This is a genomic window from Xanthomonas sp. NCPPB 1754 (assembly GCF_041475725.2).
GTDB lineage: Bacteria > Pseudomonadota > Gammaproteobacteria > Xanthomonadales > Xanthomonadaceae > Xanthomonas > Xanthomonas euvesicatoria.
The window spans coordinates 3,523,487-3,540,329 of the sequence record NZ_CM192982.1; the positions used below are offsets into that span (position 1 = coordinate 3,523,487).

Sequence of the window (16,843 nt, forward strand, 5' to 3'; positions counted from 1 at the left end):
CGACATCAGAGATCACACACATGGCAACACGACGCGGTTTTCTCCAAGGCGCCATCGCCGCAGCCCTGTTTGGCAGCGTCGGTCTGCCCGGCCTGGCGCGCGCGCGCGCCGGCAATTACGCGCTTCCGGCCGACGCGCGTGCCCGCGCCGACCTCACCCGGCATGTGGATGTGTTCATCGGCACCGGCGGCCACGGTCATACCTTCCCCGGCGCCACGCTGCCATTCGGCATGGTGCAGCTCAGCCCGGACACCTATAACGCGGTGTGGGATTCGTGCTCGGGGTATCACGAGTCCGATGGCTCGATCATGGGCTTCTCGCACACGCACCTGTCCGGCACCGGCATCGGCGACATGCTGGACGTCCTGCTGGTGCCCGCCACCGGCGAGGTCAAACTGGTGCCCGGCCCGCTCGACACCCCGGATGCCGGCTACCGCTCGCGCTACGACCACGCCGACGAAGCCGCATCGCCCGGTTACTACCGCGTGCGCCTCAAGGACAGCGGCGTGCATGCCGAACTCACCGCCACCGCGCGGGCCGGCCTGCACCGCTATCACTTCCCCAAGGGCAAATCCGCGCACGTGTTGCTCGACCTGTGCCACGGCATGCAGGACAAGCCGGAAATTGCCACCCGCGTGAGCGATGCGCAGCTGCGCGTGGTCGATGAACGCACCCTCACCGGCGGACGCCGCGTCTACCAATGGGCCAAGGGCCGCTACATCTATTTCGCCATGCGCCTGTCGCGCCCGTTCAAGCACGTGCAGCTGTACAACGAAGACCAACCGCTGGCCGCCGGCACGCGCAGCACCGACGGCACCCACCTCAAGGCCGCGTTGCATTACCCCGATGCCGCCGATGCCCCGCTGCTGATCAAGGTCGGCATCTCGGCCGTCAGCGCCGACAATGCACTGGCCAACCTGGACGCCGAATTGCCGGACTTCGACTTCGCGCGCGTGCATGCGCAAGCGGTCGCTGCCTGGGAAAAGGAACTAGCCCGCGTGCGCATCGACAGCGATGACGACGCGCAACGGCGCATCTTCTACACCGGCCTGTATCACAGCCTGCTGGCGCCCACGCTGTTCTCCGATGTGGACAACCGCTACCGCGGCATGGACCTGCAGATCCACACCGCGCCGAAGGGCTACAACAACTACAGCACCTACTCGCTGTGGGACACCTACCGCGCCGCCCATCCACTGCTCACGCTGGTCCAGCCCGAGCGCGTGCCGGACCTGGTGCAATGCCTGGTGCGCGGCGCCAACGAATGCCCGGACGGCGTGGGCATCTGGCCGCTGCAGGGCGTGGAGACCGGCTGCATGATCGGCTATCACTCCGCCGTGGTGCTGGCCGAGGCGCATGCCAAGGGCTTTACCGGGATCGACTACAAGGCCGCCTGGCCGGCGTACCGCAAGCGTGCGATGGACGACACCACCCACGGCCTGGGCGAGTACCGCAGGCTCGGTTACATCCCCGCAGACAAAGTGGACGAATCGGTCAGCCGCACGCTCGAATACGCCTACGACGACTGGGCCTGCGCACACCTGGCGCAGGCCGCCGGCGCCAGCGCCGATGCACGCGCATTGCGCATACGCTCGCGCAACTACCGCAACGTGTTCAATCGCGACAGCGGCTTCGTGCAGGCACGGCTTGCCGACGGCAGCTGGGCCACATCGTTCGACCCGCGCGGCATGGGCCACATCGCCAAGTGGCGCGATTTCACCGAATCCAACGCCTGGCAGGCCACCTTCCTCAACCAGCACGATCTGTACGGCTACATGGATTTGTACGGCGGCCGCGACGGTTTCGTCGCCAAGCTGGACGAGCTGTTTTCCACCAGTTCCGAACTGCCCGCCGATGCACCGCCGGATATCGACGGCATGGTCGGCCAGTACGCGCATGGCAACGAGCCCAGCCACCATGTGGCGTATCTGTTCGCCTATGCCGGCCAGCCGTACAAGACCCAAGCGATGGTGCGCCGGTTGCTGCGCGAGCAGTATCACGACGCGCGCAACGGCCTGTCCGGCAACGAAGACTGCGGGCAGATGAGCGCCTGGTTCGTGCTCAGTGCACTGGGGCTGTATGCGGTGGATCCGGTCAGCGGCAACTACATCGTGGGCAGCCCCTTGTTCAAGCGTGCCACGCTGGACGTGGGCAATGGCCGCACGCTGCGCATCGTGGCCAAGGACAACAGCGCGCAGAACGTTTACGTGCAGTCGCTGACCTTCAACGGCAAATCGCTCACCCGCGCCTGGCTACGTCACACCGAGCTGGCCGCCGGCGGCACGCTGGAGTTTGCGATGGGGCCCAAGCCTAACCCGGCCTTCGGCGCAGACAAGAAGGATCTGCCACCGTCGTTCGCGTAATGCCAGTACGTCGCTTGCACAAGCGGCGCGTTCGGTGCTTGCTGCGCGAATGGGGAACGCCCTTTCCCGTGTACGCAAACAGGGATCGCTTGTTCATTTGCCAGTGGAAGTTGCTTTCTCATTCCGCAAGCGGGGATTGCTCTTCCCTTCTCCCGCAAGCGGGTATTGCTCTTCCTTCTCCCGCAAGCGGGTATTGCTCTTCCTTCTCCCGCAAGCGGGAGAAGGTGCCCGCAGGGCGGATGAGGGCAGAACGCAAACACCGCCGCCTGCCATCCACCCGCACCACCGGCCCCACCTACATCGAGACCTCCATGCTGCGTACCACTCTTGCTCCCCTGGTTCTGGCCCTGGCGCTCGCGCTACCCGCCGCCGCTGCCACACCCGAGCCCTGGCCCGCCTTCGGCACGCAGGGCACGCAATTCGTGCGCGCCGGCAAGCCGTACCAGCTGCTCTCCGGCGCCATCCATTTCCAGCGCATTCCGCGCGCCTACTGGAAAGACCGCCTGCAAAAAGCGCGTGCCCTGGGCTTGAACACCGTAGAAACCTACGTGTTCTGGAATCTGGTGGAACCGCAGCAAGGCCAGTTCGATTTTTCCGGCAACAACGATGTGGCCGCGTTCGTGCGCGAAGCCGCCGCGCAGGGCCTCAACGTCATCCTGCGGCCCGGCCCTTACGCCTGTGCGGAGTGGGAAGCCGGCGGCTACCCGGCCTGGTTGTTCGGCAAGGGCAATATTCGCGTCCGCAGCCGCGATCCGCGCTTTCTCGCCGCCAGCCAGTCCTATCTGGATGCGTTGGCCAAACAGGTGCAGCCGCTGCTCAACCATAACGGCGGGCCGATCATCGCCGTGCAGGTCGAGAACGAATACGGCTCCTACGCCGACGATCACGCCTACATGGCCGACAACCGCGCCATGTACGTCAAGGCTGGCTTCGACAAGGCCTTGCTGTTCACCTCCGATGGCGCCGACATGCTCGCCAACGGCACCTTGCCCGACACCCTGGCGGTGGTGAACTTCGCACCCGGCGAGGCCAAGAGCGCATTCGACAAACTGATCAAGTTCCGCCCCGATCAACCGCGCATGGTCGGCGAATACTGGGCCGGGTGGTTCGACCATTGGGGCAAGCCGCATGCCGCAACCGATGCCAGGCAACAGGCCGAGGAGTTCGAGTGGATCCTGCGCCAGGGCCACTCGGCCAATCTCTACATGTTCATCGGCGGCACCAGTTTCGGCTTCATGAATGGCGCCAATTTCCAGAACAATCCCAGCGACCACTACGCGCCGCAGACCACCAGTTACGACTACGACGCCATCCTCGACGAAGCCGGCCACCCCACGCCCAAACTCGCGTTGATGCGCGATGCCATCGCCCGCGTGACCGGCGTGCAACCGCCCGCATTACCGGCACCGATCGCCACCGCCACGCTGCCGGCCACGCCGCTGCGCGAATCGGCCTCGCTCTGGGACAACCTGCCCGCGCCGATCGCCATCGACACCCCGCAGCCGATGGAACAGTTCGGCCAGGATTATGGCTACATCCTCTACCGCACCACGGTCACTGGCCCGCGCAAGGGCCCGCTGTATCTGGGCGACGTGCGCGATGTGGCACGCGTGTACGTGGATCAACGGCCGGTCGGCAGCGTTGAGCGGCGTTTGCAGCAGGTGTCGCTTGAGGTAGAGATTCCTGCAGGCCAGCACACCCTGGATGTGCTGGTCGAAAACAGCGGCCGCATCAACTACGGCACGCGCATGGCCGACGGCCGCGCCGGGCTGGTGGACCCGGTGCTACTGGACAACCAGCAGCTCACCGGCTGGCAGGCCTTCCCGCTGCCGATGCGCACGCCCGACAGCATCCGCGGCTGGACCCGCAAGGCAGTGCAAGGCCCGGCGTTTCACCGCGGCGCCCTGCGCATCGGCACGCCGACCGACACCTATCTGGACATGCGCGCCTTCGGCAAGGGCTTTGCCTGGGCCAACGGCGTCAACCTGGGCCGCCACTGGAACATCGGCCCGCAGACCGCGCTGTATTTCCCCGCGCCGTTCCAGCGCAAGGGTGACAACACGGTGGTGGTCTTCGACCTGGACGATGTCACCACCCCCAGCGTGCGCGGCCTGAAGCAGCAGGTGTGGCTCACGCCGAAAGAGTGAGTCTTGCAAGGCGGCTGCAGACGCGTGCTCGCTCGCACAGCCGCCATCAGGTGGTGGACGCAGGGGCTACGGCAGCCGCCTGTTCGCGGATGCGTGCTGCCTGGACTTCGGTCGCCAGCAGCGTGCCGCGCACATGGGTGGTGTGCTGACGGGCCTGTTTCATGCAGAACCGGGCGAACCCTGCAACACCTTCTTGCGGCACGATCGCGTTCGAGGTCAGCACCCGGATCAGGCGCTGCTGCAAACCGGGCATCCTGGCGGCGGCGCGCGCTTGGCTTCGCACATCTGGGCTCGCCAGTTCCTGCTCGGCCATCTCCAGTTCCTGCAGCATCAGGCTGATCGCGCGCTGCTGGGTGTCGTCGCGCGTGCGCACCTGATGCAGTTGCGCCAGTAAACGTTCCGAAGCCTGATCGACCGTCGCCACCGGCGTTTGGTCATGAGAATGCGGATCATCGTGCACGTCGGGCTGCGGAAGGTCCGCCTGCGCGCTGAGCTTGGCGTCGAGATACTTCTTTTGCAGTTCGAGGCAGCATTGCATGTAGGCAATCTGCGACTTCACCGAGCCGGGCGTTTGCAGCCACTGCGCAAGCGCAGTTTCGGTCAGCACCGCGCTGTGCTTGGCATGGCTGCGCATCGCCTTGCCTCGCGCCTCCTGCGGCTTACCGGTCAATACCGCGCGTCCATAGTTCGCTGCAGCGCGCAGGGCTGCATTGATGCGCCGACCCAGCGGCGCCGCAGGTGCCGGTCGACCCGAGCCCTTGCCCTGATCCGTCGAGCGCGGCTTGGCCGGATGCAATTTCTGCAGGTCGTCGGCACCGGCCTGCACAAACGCGTCCAGCGCCTTTTCCTGCCCGTCGATGCAGGCGTAGAGAGCGCTCCGCAACTCGAATCCATGGTGGGGCACCACGTCATCTGCTGCTGTTGCGCCCGACCTGTCGGCAGTCGAAGCGGCGGGTTCCGGCATCGCCGGTTGCGCATCACCTGCGGCAGAGGCGCCTTGGCGATGCTTCGGCTCCAGGCCGGGATCGGGTTCTGCAACGATATCGTCTTCATCGCTCCCCTCCGCTTCCTCCGCCACTGGCGTCAGTCCAACGTCCACCGCAGTTGGCGGCAACTGGTCGGCGACGTTGGGCACCTCCCGGGATGGCGCACCCTCCGCCTCGCGTGCAGGCAACAGATCCGCCACCGCCAGCAGCGCGCGATCGACGCCGGGCATGTCCTCGGTCTGGTACCTGCGATAGCGCTTCTGCTTGCCGTGCGCCAGCAGGAACTGATGGCTGCCGACCCCCATCGTGGCCGCACCGAGCAGGCCTGCGCCGATGATCAGGCCGGTGCCCACCGGGGCGGCCACCGTGGCGCCGGCAACGACGGCCGCGCTGACGCCGACCTTGGTCAACGTACTGGCGGTGTAGGTGACTCCACCCACGACAAAGCCCTTGTTCCACTGGTTGAACCGATGCGCAAAGCGGTCGTACTTGCCCAACTTGGTGTTCACAAAGTGCTGGTAGCGCTGTGCGCCAGGACTGAGTTCGCCAGGTTCGAGATCTTGCAGGAAGCGCTGGACCCTGCCGACATCCACGGCAACACGCGTCCTTTCCCGACGCGACTGGTGCAGGAAGGTGCCCCCCAATGCGGTGGCCGCCACGCTCGCCAACGGCGCGAGGACGAAGCTGCCGGCGATGCCCGCCGCAGAGGCCGCACCTGCGGCCGCGGCACTGTGGCCCACCAGGCCCGCCGCATTTGCGCTCTTGCTGGCGATTGCCAGCCCGCCCTGGATGCCGAGTTCGCTCGCTGCCTTGGTGAAGATCACCCCGGCCGAGGCCATGGAGGTTGCGGCAATGGCGCCGTCCCGCGTATTTCGCCGCTGCAGGTAGGCGTTGGTCTCGATCGCCTCGCTCAGTGCATGCGCGTAAGCATTGGCAGCGCCTGCAGGCGCTGTCGTGCCCAAGGCGGATTGCAGTGTCGCCTGCTCCGCGCGCAGGCGGCGTTCCTGCTGCCGCAAGTGCGTGCGCTGCTCGGCAACTTCGCGGGTTTCCTTGTACGCGGCATAGATCGCAAGACTCGACAGCGGCAGCATCGCGCCGCTGATACCCAGGCTCATCGCCAGATCGAATGCGCCTGCCGGCGCGCCTTCCTCGGCAAGGGCGTGCAGGACGCCGTCCTCCGCTGCATGCCCAACCACGTGCGGATCCGCCGGATGCCCGGCGTCGGCGTGTGGCCCATGGTGCCCTTCAGGCGTCGGCGCATGCGGGGCATCTGCAGCGTGCGGCTGTGCGGGATGTGCGCTCTGCGGTGGGTGTGGCAGGTGGTGGCCATCCGGTGCCGCTGCATGCTCGGCCGGTGAGTGCTCGGGTGGATGCGCCGAGTCCCCAGCGTCCGCGGACTGCTCAGGTTCGCCGCGGCGGGGAATGTCGTTGATCAATTCGGCCGTTTTGTCCGCGGTTCCATGCAAGGGGTCGGCCACGTACTTGGCGACCACGAAGACGTCATAGGCGGTCTCCGCTTCGGCAACCCGGGCATTGGCGTCTCCGTGGTGCGCTCGTCGCTCGCTCTCATCGCGGTGTGTGCGTCTGGGCAGTGGCCGGGTCTGCAGCACTTTCAACCCAAGTGGCCAACCCTGTCGATCTTGCGGCGATTCCGCTGCGGGCGGCGTTTCAACGGCCGCAGCAGAATCGCCTGTGACAAGGTGCTGTGCAGTGGATCGTTGGACACGCATGAGCAAACTCCAACCGGTGCGAAGCGGCGATGGTGCGCCTGTCCTCTCCAGCCAGTCTTGTTGCGACGAACACGCGATTCCGTAAACGAACTCTCCGGCCCAACCACGCGTCGCGCGATTTATCCCGGAGAAAGCCGGCCATTGGGTACCTCCACGCCGGATGGGCAAGATGCAAGACGTCGCACCGATGGCCTGGCGGAGTTGGCACTGCGCCATACAGGCGCGGGCACGGATCCTGCTGTCGAGCCGCCGCGTTCTTGCACAACGCCCCCATCGCCTTGGGCCCTGTTGCGTAATCAGAAATAACCGCCGGAACAGTTTTCTGCCGATCGTGCTTTAGACCTGGCCGCAGCCGCCGTTATCAGAACGTCCGGTGCCGCTGCGCCGCCCGCATACCGTCGAGGTATCGGACGGCACAGATTCCAGGCAATATCACCGGCTGACTCCGTTACGGATGCGCTTGCTTGCGACGTAGACGGCTTGATTGCAGGTTCCAGGAGCGTTGCATGTCGTCGTCCACCGTTGCACAAGAGTCCGTTCCCGCCGTTGCCGAGCACACCCAGAACGCCTTCGCCGAGCAGATCCACAGCAAGCCCATGGGCAGTGCCGAAGCCGCACACCTGATGACGTTCCTGTGCCAGACCGAATCGGCCAAGAAGCCGCAAACGCTGCTGCCGCCGCAAGCGCGCGACGAGAACGCGGCCTGAGCGAGGTATTTGCGCAGGCAAGAATGGCGACAGCTGTGACGCTGTCACCATGGGCGGTTACTTTGCAGTGTCGAACGAGGCGAGCACGGTGAGCAGACTGTTCAGAGTGTCTGCGGCACCGCCTTGCGCAACGTTCTCGACATCTGCCGCGCAAGCCCCGGTATCGACACCGTAGGTCTGCATCACGCCTTGGTTGTTGGCCGCCTGCGCCAAGGGGGGTTGCTGCTGTTGTGCAGCGAGGGCATTCTGAAACAGGATGCCGGCCGAATGGGCCACGCTTTGGTAAATCGAACCCATCGCAAACGCTGGCGCTTCGCCAACGACCTTGACGTTGGCCTGGGTGACGGCATCGGTGATCTGCGGATTGACTGCGGTTGGAAAAGCCATCAATGCACTCCTGAGTGAATGGATGCACGGCGGTCTGCGTTGTACCGGCCCAGCGGCGCTAACAACGCATCGCGGTCATGTCACCGCAACGCCCCGCTGACAAACCGCTACACCACGCTCGCGATGCCATCCCGATAGCGGCCGGCCCGCGCGCAACTCGACCCTCGCATCGCCACGCTTCAGCGCACGTCGCAACATCAGTGTGATCGTGCGCGCGTGCGCACAGTCGCGTCCAGCCAGGCCAAGCGCCACCAGCCAGTAGAGGCCGACGCAGAGCGGCCACATCGCTGTACGTCTGGCAGTGCAATTCGACCAAGCCGCCCGAAGGACGGACCACGTGGTATTTAAGAGATAATAAAAAGGTCTTTCAAACTTCGCACAGGACCGGACCACGATGCATCCGCCACGCCTGCTGAGCCGCCTCGTTGCGAGCCTTGCTGCAAGCCTGGGTGTAGTTGCTGCCCAAGCCCAATCGCCTGCGTCGCCGCCCTCGCCGATCGTGCTCAGCGAGTTCATCGCCGACCCGGCTCCTACCCCGCAAGCACACGCGTCCACCTTGCTGGAAACGCGCGATGGTCGCCTGTTGGCCGCCTGGTTCGGCGGCGAGCACGAAGGTGCGGCCGATGTCGGCATCTGGCTGGCTCAGCGCGGCCCGCAGCAATGGCAGACACCACGCCGCATTGCCGATGGCGCGCACGCAGGCGTGGATGGCGTTGCAGTGCCGGCATGGAATCCGGTGTTGTTCCAATCGACCACCGGGCCGGTGCAGCTGTACTACAAGCTCGGACCCACTCCGCGCCAATGGTGGGGGCTGCGTCTGCTTTCCACCGACGATGGCGCGCACTGGTCGCCACCGCAGCGGTTGCCCGACGGCATTCTCGGGCCGATCAAGAACAAGCCGGTGCAATTGCCGAACGGCCGCATCCTGGCGCCCAGCAGCAGCGAAGACCGCGGCTGGCGCGCGCACCTGGAATGGAGCGACGACGACGGCGCGCACTGGCAACGCGGCATGCCGCTCAACGATGCGAAGGCGATCGGTGCGATCCAGCCCAGTCTGCTGCTATATCCGGATGGCCGTCTGCAGGCGTTGGGCCGCAGCCAGCAAAACAAGCTTTTCAGCACGTTCTCGCTCGATGGCGGCCTGCATTGGCAGCCCATGCACTTGCTGGACGTGGAAAACCCGAACTCGGGCACCGACGCGGTGATGCTGCGCGACGGCCGTGCGTTACTGGTCTACAACCCCGCCATTGCCGGCAAGGATTGGTGGGACGGCCGCGGTACGCTGGCCGTTGCCGTCTCCAACGATGGCGTGCACTGGCAACGCGTGCTGACGCTGGAAGACAGCGCCCATGATGAATTTTCTTATCCGGCTGTGATCCAGACCCGCGATGGGTTGGTGCATGTCAGCTACACCTGGAAGCGGCGACGGATCAAGCATGTGGTGCTCGATCCCACGCGGTTCGGCGCATGCAGCCCCTGCCAGGCGCCCGCGCCCGCAACGCTGTCTGAGCGCTGCACAACGGCATGCGGCCACGCGGCTGATCCTTCGCCATGATGACGATGGCTTCGCCCCTGGCGATTCGCCCATCGCGTTGCGTGCCAATCATCGTCATCGAGCGACAGCCAAGACGAGGAATGCGATGCGACGCGTCGATCAACCACGCCCGCCGGGCGCGCCTTTCGGACTGCGGGAGCAGACTACGTCCGATGCGGATGCGCCCGCGCGCACTGCCCCACCCGCACACCCCGCGCCCGAGCGCCCTACCGGCATGCTCGGCGGCCTGACCAGATATGTGCCTGGCGACCGGTCCGGGCGACCGCCAGCAATGCCTGCCGCTGCCGAGACCTCTCGCCGGCCAACCACCTCCGCCCGCCCGCTTCCCTACGGCGGATCCGGCAGCGCCGCGCGGATGAACGAGGCGGCTTTACATCCTTTGCGGACGCCTCAGTTGCCACAGCTCAGCGACATAGAACGCGCTCGCTTCCACTCCGTCACCACCGACTCGCAACACTTGCGGCCGGTGCGCCCCCGTATGCCACCAACCGAGGGCGCGTCACCCTTACGGCGCTCCACAGCGCTTCGCCCGTACCGCGACGTGCTGTCGCAATGGCAACGCCACTACAACGCAGATCGCAATCGCTGGCACAGCGCATGGCGCCAGGCCAACAGCAACAACCCGCAGATCGAGACACGCACAGGCCGGGCGCTGAAGGCGACAGCCGACCTGCTGGAGGACGCAACCCAACCGGGTCGGGTCGCGCTGGAGCTGCGCTCAGTTCCGCTGCCGCAATTTCCCGACCAGGCATTCCGTCTTTCGCATCTGCAGCACATGACGATCGACGCGGCAGGGTTGATGGAGCTCCCGGACGCCATGCAGCAATTTGCGGGCCTGGAAACACTCACGCTCGCACGCAATCCGCTTCGCGCGCTACCGGCATCCATCGCAAGCCTCAACCGATTACGCGAGCTCTCCATCCGCGCCTGCCCGGAATTGACGGAACTTCCCGAACCCCTGGCAAGCACCGATGCATCCGGCGAGCACCAGGGCTTGGTCAACCTGCAGAGCCTACGGCTGGAATGGACCGGGATCAGATCGCTTCCGGCGTCCATCGCCAACCTGCAAAATCTGAAAAGCCTGAAGATACGCAACTGCCCGCTGTCCGCCCTTGGCCCGGCCATCCATCACCTGCCAAAGTTGGAGGAGCTTGATTTGCGGGGCTGTACCGCGCTGCGCAACTATCCGCCGATTTTCGGCGGCCGTGCGCCACTGAAGCGACTGATTCTGAAAGACTGCAGCAACCTGCTCACGCTGCCACTGGACATTCACCGCCTGACGCAGCTGGAAAAACTCGATCTGCGAGGTTGCGTCAACCTTTCCAGACTGCCCTCGTTGATCGCCCAATTACCTGCCAATTGCATCATCCTGGTGCCGCCGCATCTCCAAGCGCAGCTCGACCAGCATCGTCCAGTTGCGCGCCCCGCCGAACCAGGGCGGACCGGACCGACCACCCCGGCTCTTTCGCCCTCTGCTGCCGGCGACCGCGCCGGGCCATCCTCTTCGGCGACCGCCAGCGAACTGCTTCGTACCGCTGCGCTCGAACGCATCGAAGACACCGCACAGGCCATGCTGAGCACGGTCATCGATGAAGAAAGAAATCCCTTTCTGGAAGGTGCTCCATCCTATCTCCCAGGAAAACGCCCTACCGATGTCACCACCTTCGGCCAAGTTCCGGCATTGCGGGACATGCTGGCAGAAAGCAGGGATCTTGAGTTCCTGCAACGGGTAAGCGACATGGCAGGCCCATCCCCCAGAATCGAAGACCCGAGCGAGGAAGGCCTCGCCCGCCACTACACGAACGTCAGCAACTGGAAGGCGCAGAAGAGCGCACACCTGGGCATCGTCGATCATCTCGGGCAGTTCGTTTATCACGAAGGAAGCCCGCTCGACGTAGCGACATTGGCCAAGGCAGTGCAGATGTGGAAGACCCGTGAGCTGATCGTCCACGCACACCCGCAAGACCGCGCGCGCTTTCCCGAGCTCGCTGTGCACATTCCCGAGCAGGTCAGCGACGACTCTGATAGCGAACAGCAGACAAGCCCGGAACCTTCAGGCCATCAGTAGAGAGCCAACGCGACAGGCGCAGCAGCCCATCGAGCATCGCCCTCAGCGTGCCTGCGCAACGCGGGCAGCGCCTCCCTGGCGAACGGGGCGTTGCGCGCGTTTCACGCCTGTTGCAACGCGTCTACCATCCGTTGTACCCGCGCGGTATCGGTCCGTTGGTAGTCGCCGCCCAGATCGCGGATATACGGGTGCGGCGACGGCACCTGGGCGGCGATCACGCCACGCGCCGACGCATGGAATTCGTGGGCGCCGGTGTGCTGCCGCAGGGTGCGGATGTTGTGCTCGGAAAGCCCGGCACCGGGCATGATGCCGATGCGCCCGGCTGCCTGCCGCACCAACGCGGCAATGGTGTCGATTCCCTCCAGCGCACTCGCACGTGCACCCGAGGTCAGCACCCGCTCGCACCCCAGCGCGATCGCATCCTCCAGCACACGCGACGGATCGGCACTGACATCGATCGCACGATGAAACGTCACCCCCAACGGCCCTGCTGCCTGCATCAACACGCGCATTGTCGCCAGATCGACCTGCCCATGCCGGTCCAGCGCGCCAAGGACCACGCCATCGCAACCAAGCCGCACGCACTGCTCCACATCGCGGCGCATCACCTCGACTTCTGCGGCGTCGAACACGAAGTCGCCCACGCGCGGACGAATCAGCACATACAACGGAATCCGCAAACGCTCGCGCACCACCGCCAACGTGCCGAACGATGGTGTCAGCCCACCGCCATCCAGCCCGCCGCACAGCTCCACGCGCATTGCACCGCCTGCTTGCGCGGCAAATGCCGAGGCCACCGAATCGGCAGCCACCTCCAACCCTAACGCGCTCATGCCGCCGGCTCGCTGGTGTAATGGCTCTGCCCAGGCACCAGCAGATCCTGCCGCTGCGCGTCGCACACCGCGTAACTGAAGCCCTTCTGGATCGCGAACGCACCCACTTCGCCGCGCTTGTTCATTGCCAGAAAGCCGACCTGCAATGTGCGCGTCAGCTCCGGCTTGCGACGGATCAGCCGCATCACCACCTCGCGGCAGGCATCGGCCGGCGACTTGCCCTGCCGCATCATTTCCACCACCGCAAAACTGCCGACGTTGCGGATCACCTCCTCGCCCACACCAGTCGAGGTCGCACCGCCCACTTCGTTGTCCACGTACAGGCCCGCACCAATGATCGGGCTGTCGCCCACGCGGCCGTGCATTTTCCACGCCATGCCGCTGGTGGTGCATGCACCGGATAGGTTGCCGTGCGTATCCAGCGCCAGCATGCCGATGGTGTCGTGATTGTCCTTGCCGCCGGGCAACTTGGCATCGCGCCAGGCACGATTTTCGACATTGGCTTCTGGCGAATACTTGGAAGTCTTCAACCACTCTTTCCAGGCCGCTTCGGAGCTTGGGGTCAACAGCTTGGTTTTCGGAAACCCCTGTTCGAAGGCGAATTGACGCGCACCATCGCCTACCAACATCACGTGCGGCGTTTTCTCCATCACCGCACGCGCCACCGAAATGGCGTGCACCACGTCTTCCAGCGATGCCACCGCGCCGCAATTGCCCAGGTGGTCCATGATGCAGGCGTCCAGGGTGACCCGGCCATCGCGGTCCGGATAACCGCCCAGGCCGACGGTGGGATTGCTCGGGTCCGCTTCCGGCACTCGCACGCCGGCCTCCACCGCATCCAGCGCAAGACCGCCGCTGCTGAGAATCTTCCAGGCTTCCTGATTGGCGGCAACGCCAAAATCCCAGGTGGAAATCACCCGCGCCGCTCCACGCGGCAGCGCCGTCGGCCGCGCGCCCGGCGTGGCGCCTGCCGCGGCTTGCGCGCGGGCGCCCCAGCCGGCCAACCCGGACGCAATCGCGCCCAGCGTGGCGCTCTTGAGGAAGTGACGACGTTGAAGCATGCGGATGACTCCATGACGGAAACGGGCGGCCGCGCAGTGCGGTACCAGCCTTCCATCATGCGACAGCATGACGTGCGGATAAACCTTCTTGCGGTGTTGTCGCATGCGGATCCGTGCACAACCCTTGCTTGGCTGCGCTAACCCTGTCTCGGCCGCTGCGCATCCGATGCATGGATGTGGCTGGCGGCAAGCGACGGACGATGTGGTGCGCAGCCACGCTTGGCTCGGGGCTGGACCAACGGACGAGCCAGCCTGGGCCTTCCCCTTCGTCGCCCAGCATCCGCGCTTCGCGCCAGCTCCGTCGGAGCGAGATAACGATCCGCATCATGGCTGCCACGCCGAGTGCATCGGCCGTGCAGACCTGGGCGGCGCAGTTGCGCAAGCAATTCAAACAACGTGGCCGGCCAACGCAGATCGAGCTTGCGCAAGACAGCACGCTAGCCGCCGATGAATTACGGCTTGAGCTCTCGGGCGCTGCGCCCTGAACCCGGCTCATCATCCACCGCGCCTTCACCAGGCGTGCCGTCGTCGCGCAATCTGCTGGTGAGCACATGATCGCGCCAGTGGCCATTCAACTGCAGATAGCGCCGCGCATAGCCTTCGATCTGAAAACCCAGCCGCCGCAGCACGCGCGCACTGCGCAGATTCTCCGGAACGTATTGCGCCATCACCCGGTGCAGGCCGAGCTGGCCGAAGGCAAAAGCGATCCCTTGCGTGGCTGCCCACTGGATCAAACCCCGTCCCTGCTGCGCCGCGTCCAGGCCATAGCCCATGTGGCACGCCTGGAAGGCGCCGCGCTGGATCTGCGTGAACCCGGTGGTGCAGATCACCTGCTCGCCCTGCAACAAGACCAGTTGCAACTCGCGCTCGCCAGGGATCGCGCCGCGGTATGCCATGCACAGGCGGCGCCAGCCTTCGACGGTGTAGAACGCGGGCGGCCGCAGTGGCATCGCATCGGCCAGATGAGCGCGGTTGCGCGTGTGGTAGTCGGCCATTGCAGCCGGATCGACCACGGCCAGATCGCACAGCACCACGCCGTCGGCGCGGCGGATCGGCGCAAACAGCGGAGGACTCATGGCAGCCACGCCTCAACCACGCGTGTCATCTTGCTGCCAGGTGCATCCGGCTGATGCATACCGATCATGCTCCGCAAGCCGTCTCCAAAGCAGGGCGTCATCCAGTGCGTGAGATGGAACGCCCGACAGTCAGCAACATCCTCCCTGTGCATCGCTCAGTGCGCGGCAGCACGCTGCACGGGGCCACTGCACCCGCCTGACGGCAAGCGCAGCAGGCGGCCTCCCGCTCTCAGGCGGCAGCGACCGCAAGCGCCTGGCCGACCTGCGCTTCGATGGCGTCCAGGTTCGGCAACAGCGCGCTTTGCTCGCCCAGCAGCACGCGCATGTGCACACCGTCGGGCAGCGCATCTTCCGAGGCATCGGCCAGCAGGCCATCGCGCGGCACCGAAATCAGCTGCGGGAACGAGGCGGTCAGCAGCGCGAAATACGGCAATGCCGGGTTGCCACCCAGCGCCTTCAACACGATGACCTTGTTGTTGACCGCGGTGGGTTCATCGCCCATGCCGCTGAGGCGCGCGAACGACAGCAGCGGCACCTTCCAGCCGTACCAGTCGATGCGCCCGACCACCCAGCGCGGCATGTCGGGCAGCGGCTCGACCGCCACCCGCGACATCACCTCGGCCACCGTTGCGTTCGGCAGCAGCACGCGCTCGCTACCGGCCTGGATCAGGACGCCGCGGATTTCGTCGTTATTGGCGTAGCTCATCGCATGATTCCGATTCGAATGGGAGCGCCCGGCTTATGCCGGCCAACGCTGCGCCAGCGCCTGCGCCAACTGCGCAGGGTCGCCGGTCAGAATGCCTTGCCGCGCCAGACGCGCGGCGGCGGCCGGGTCGTAACAGCCGTCGGTGGATTGCCCGGCCAACCAGCCGCCTTGCTCGGCCAATGCCAGCGATGCCTCCACCAGCGCCTCGTTGGCACCGCTGAGCATCAGCACCGCACTGTCGGCCGGCGGCAGCGCGCCGATCAGCCCGGCCGGATCGGCCGGTGCCACGAACGCCAGCGCGCCGGCATGCTGTTGCACGCCGACCTCGTCGGAGAGCACATACACCTTGCCTGGTGCGACCACCTGCCCCGCTTCACCCAGTTCGACCGGCAACGCAGACACGCGCCCCATCTGCCGCACCAGGTTGCCGTACTGGCCGCCATCCAGGGTCATGCGCACCAGCACCGCACGCGGGAATTCCGGCGGCAGGGCGGCCAGCAGGCGACGGATCGCATCCGGCCCACCGATGCCAGCGACGACCAGCACAGCGCCGGTGACGCTGCCGCTGTGCTCCAGATCCACCAGCGACAAGCCGCCGGTGGACAGGGCCGCCACATCGGGTTCGGCGCGCGGGCGCACCACCACGGCCACCTCGTCCACCAGGCCCCAGGTGCTGGAATCGCCCAGCGCCAGCCCCGGCTTTTCCACAGCGGCCGGTGCCGCCTCCTGCATGGAGGCATGCGCGAACAAGGCATCGCCGGGCACGCTGTCGAACGCGTGCGCGGCCGCTTCCAGGTGTTGATCCAGTTGCAGGTCCGAATGCTGCTGCGGTGCCAGCGTCAGGCCGGGCTCGGGCTGCAGCGAGGGCTCGCTTTCGGTGCCCGGCGGCAGCACGTCGGCGTGGCCGTGTAGCTTGGCGGCCAGATGGCGCACCCAGCGCTGCGCTTCCCAGCCCTCGCGGCGCACCGTCAGTTCGGCCTCGTCGAAGATCACGGTGACGCCGGGCATGTTGAAGGCCGGCTCCAGCGCTTCGAGCGCGTCTTCGATCGACGGTTCGAGTGCGACCAGCACGGCCACCGGCTCGGCGTCGCGCAGCATCTGCACGTCGACCGCCGCTGGCTCGTCTTCCAGCACCACCTGCGCGCCGGCCAGGCCAAGCGCCTCGCGCAGGCGCTCGCGCGCCTGACCGGGACGACCCAGCAAAGCAACCGGAGTTCCCATTGC

General features: G+C 65.9%; 13 protein-coding genes. 6 read left to right on the forward strand and 7 right to left on the reverse strand.

The annotated features are described in order from the left end of the window. Window positions 1-20 precede the first annotated feature (20 nt). Window positions 21-2,363: a GH92 family glycosyl hydrolase gene (locus ACCQ15_RS15365; protein ID WP_372380744.1), complete on the forward strand. Its 2,343-nt coding sequence runs from the start codon at window positions 21-23 to the stop codon at window positions 2,361-2,363. Between the two features lie 311 nt (window positions 2,364-2,674). Next, window positions 2,675-4,510: a glycoside hydrolase family 35 protein gene (locus tag ACCQ15_RS15370; RefSeq protein WP_372380745.1), complete on the forward strand. Its 1,836-nt coding sequence runs from the start codon at window positions 2,675-2,677 to the stop codon at window positions 4,508-4,510. Between the two features lie 46 nt (window positions 4,511-4,556). Here ACCQ15_RS15370 and xopK read toward each other — a convergent pair whose 3' ends face one another. Beyond that, window positions 4,557-7,226, reverse strand: a complete 2,670-nt coding sequence (xopK, locus tag ACCQ15_RS15375) for a type III secretion system effector XopK (RefSeq protein WP_372381570.1) — start codon at window positions 7,224-7,226, stop codon at window positions 4,557-4,559. A 506-nt stretch (window positions 7,227-7,732) separates the two neighbouring features. Between xopK and ACCQ15_RS15380 the strand changes: the two genes are divergently transcribed. Further along, the gene (locus tag ACCQ15_RS15380) at window positions 7,733-7,933 is read left to right on the forward strand and encodes a hypothetical protein (protein ID WP_008572048.1); all 201 of its coding nucleotides are present in this window, start codon (window positions 7,733-7,735) and stop codon (window positions 7,931-7,933) included. A 57-nt stretch (window positions 7,934-7,990) separates the two neighbouring features. Here the strand turns inward: ACCQ15_RS15380 and ACCQ15_RS15385 are convergent, their stop codons facing one another. Next, window positions 7,991-8,320: a RebB family R body protein gene (locus ACCQ15_RS15385; protein WP_372380746.1), complete on the reverse strand. Its 330-nt coding sequence runs from the start codon at window positions 8,318-8,320 to the stop codon at window positions 7,991-7,993. 394 nt (window positions 8,321-8,714) lie between these two features. Between ACCQ15_RS15385 and ACCQ15_RS15390 the strand changes: the two genes are divergently transcribed. Continuing rightward, window positions 8,715-9,875 carry a sialidase family protein gene (locus ACCQ15_RS15390; RefSeq protein ID WP_014090770.1) on the forward strand — a complete coding sequence of 387 codons (1,161 nt, stop codon included), beginning with the start codon at window positions 8,715-8,717 and terminating at the stop codon, window positions 9,873-9,875. Window positions 9,876-10,230: 355 nt separating this feature from the next. Beyond that, the gene (gene xopL / locus ACCQ15_RS15395) at window positions 10,231-11,943 is read left to right on the forward strand and encodes a type III secretion system leucine-rich repeat domain-containing effector XopL (RefSeq protein ID WP_372381571.1); all 1,713 of its coding nucleotides are present in this window, start codon (window positions 10,231-10,233) and stop codon (window positions 11,941-11,943) included. Window positions 11,944-12,044: 101 nt separating this feature from the next. On the opposite strand, the gene ACCQ15_RS15400 is transcribed toward xopL, so the two are convergent. Next, window positions 12,045-12,776: a copper homeostasis protein CutC gene (locus ACCQ15_RS15400; RefSeq protein WP_372380747.1), complete on the reverse strand. Its 732-nt coding sequence runs from the start codon at window positions 12,774-12,776 to the stop codon at window positions 12,045-12,047. Then, window positions 12,773-13,837 (reverse strand): glycosylasparaginase, encoded by a 1,065-nt coding sequence (locus ACCQ15_RS15405; protein ID WP_011348236.1) that lies wholly within the window; start codon window positions 13,835-13,837, stop codon window positions 12,773-12,775. The genes ACCQ15_RS15400 and ACCQ15_RS15405 overlap by 4 nt, the downstream gene beginning before the upstream one ends. Window positions 13,838-14,163: 326 nt before the next feature. Here ACCQ15_RS15405 and ACCQ15_RS15410 point away from each other — a divergent pair, with 326 nt between their 5' ends. Then, window positions 14,164-14,322: a hypothetical protein gene (locus ACCQ15_RS15410; RefSeq protein WP_372380748.1), complete on the forward strand. Its 159-nt coding sequence runs from the start codon at window positions 14,164-14,166 to the stop codon at window positions 14,320-14,322. On the opposite strand, the gene ACCQ15_RS15415 is transcribed toward ACCQ15_RS15410, so the two are convergent. From ACCQ15_RS15415 to ACCQ15_RS15425, 3 genes are all read right to left on the reverse strand, one after another. Beyond that, a complete protein-coding gene (locus ACCQ15_RS15415) occupies window positions 14,290-14,913 on the reverse strand; it encodes a GNAT family N-acetyltransferase (protein ID WP_372380749.1) in 624 nt (207 codons plus the stop codon). The two genes, ACCQ15_RS15410 and ACCQ15_RS15415, sit on opposite strands and share 33 nt — an antisense overlap. 229 nt (window positions 14,914-15,142) lie before the next feature. Beyond that, window positions 15,143-15,619, reverse strand: a complete 477-nt coding sequence (locus ACCQ15_RS15420; protein ID WP_008575177.1) for a chemotaxis protein CheW — start codon at window positions 15,617-15,619, stop codon at window positions 15,143-15,145. A 33-nt stretch (window positions 15,620-15,652) separates the two neighbouring features. Next, window positions 15,653-16,840 (reverse strand): chemotaxis protein CheB, encoded by a 1,188-nt coding sequence (locus ACCQ15_RS15425; protein WP_031423728.1) that lies wholly within the window; start codon window positions 16,838-16,840, stop codon window positions 15,653-15,655. Window positions 16,841-16,843: the final 3 nt, after the last annotated feature.

Bases quoted from the DNA above. Each gene is read 5' to 3' on its own strand.
- ACCQ15_RS15365 (WP_372380744.1), top strand. From the start codon at position 21: ATGGCAACACGACGCGGTTTTCTCCAAGGCGCCATCGCCGCAGCCCTG.
- ACCQ15_RS15370 (WP_372380745.1), top strand. From the start codon at position 2,675: ATGCTGCGTACCACTCTTGCTCCCCTGGTTCTGGCCCTGGCGCTCGCG.
- xopK (WP_372381570.1), bottom strand. From the start codon at position 7,226: ATGCGTGTCCAACGATCCACTGCACAGCACCTTGTCACAGGCGATTCT.
- ACCQ15_RS15380 (WP_008572048.1), top strand. From the start codon at position 7,733: ATGTCGTCGTCCACCGTTGCACAAGAGTCCGTTCCCGCCGTTGCCGAG.
- ACCQ15_RS15385 (WP_372380746.1), bottom strand. From the start codon at position 8,320: ATGGCTTTTCCAACCGCAGTCAATCCGCAGATCACCGATGCCGTCACC.
- ACCQ15_RS15390 (WP_014090770.1), top strand. From the start codon at position 8,715: ATGCATCCGCCACGCCTGCTGAGCCGCCTCGTTGCGAGCCTTGCTGCA.
- xopL (WP_372381571.1), top strand. From the start codon at position 10,231: ATGAACGAGGCGGCTTTACATCCTTTGCGGACGCCTCAGTTGCCACAG.
- ACCQ15_RS15400 (WP_372380747.1), bottom strand. From the start codon at position 12,776: ATGAGCGCGTTAGGGTTGGAGGTGGCTGCCGATTCGGTGGCCTCGGCA.
- ACCQ15_RS15405 (WP_011348236.1), bottom strand. From the start codon at position 13,837: ATGCTTCAACGTCGTCACTTCCTCAAGAGCGCCACGCTGGGCGCGATT.
- ACCQ15_RS15410 (WP_372380748.1), top strand. From the start codon at position 14,164: ATGGCTGCCACGCCGAGTGCATCGGCCGTGCAGACCTGGGCGGCGCAG.
- ACCQ15_RS15415 (WP_372380749.1), bottom strand. From the start codon at position 14,913: ATGAGTCCTCCGCTGTTTGCGCCGATCCGCCGCGCCGACGGCGTGGTG.
- ACCQ15_RS15420 (WP_008575177.1), bottom strand. From the start codon at position 15,619: ATGAGCTACGCCAATAACGACGAAATCCGCGGCGTCCTGATCCAGGCC.
- ACCQ15_RS15425 (WP_031423728.1), bottom strand. From the start codon at position 16,840: ATGGGAACTCCGGTTGCTTTGCTGGGTCGTCCCGGTCAGGCGCGCGAG.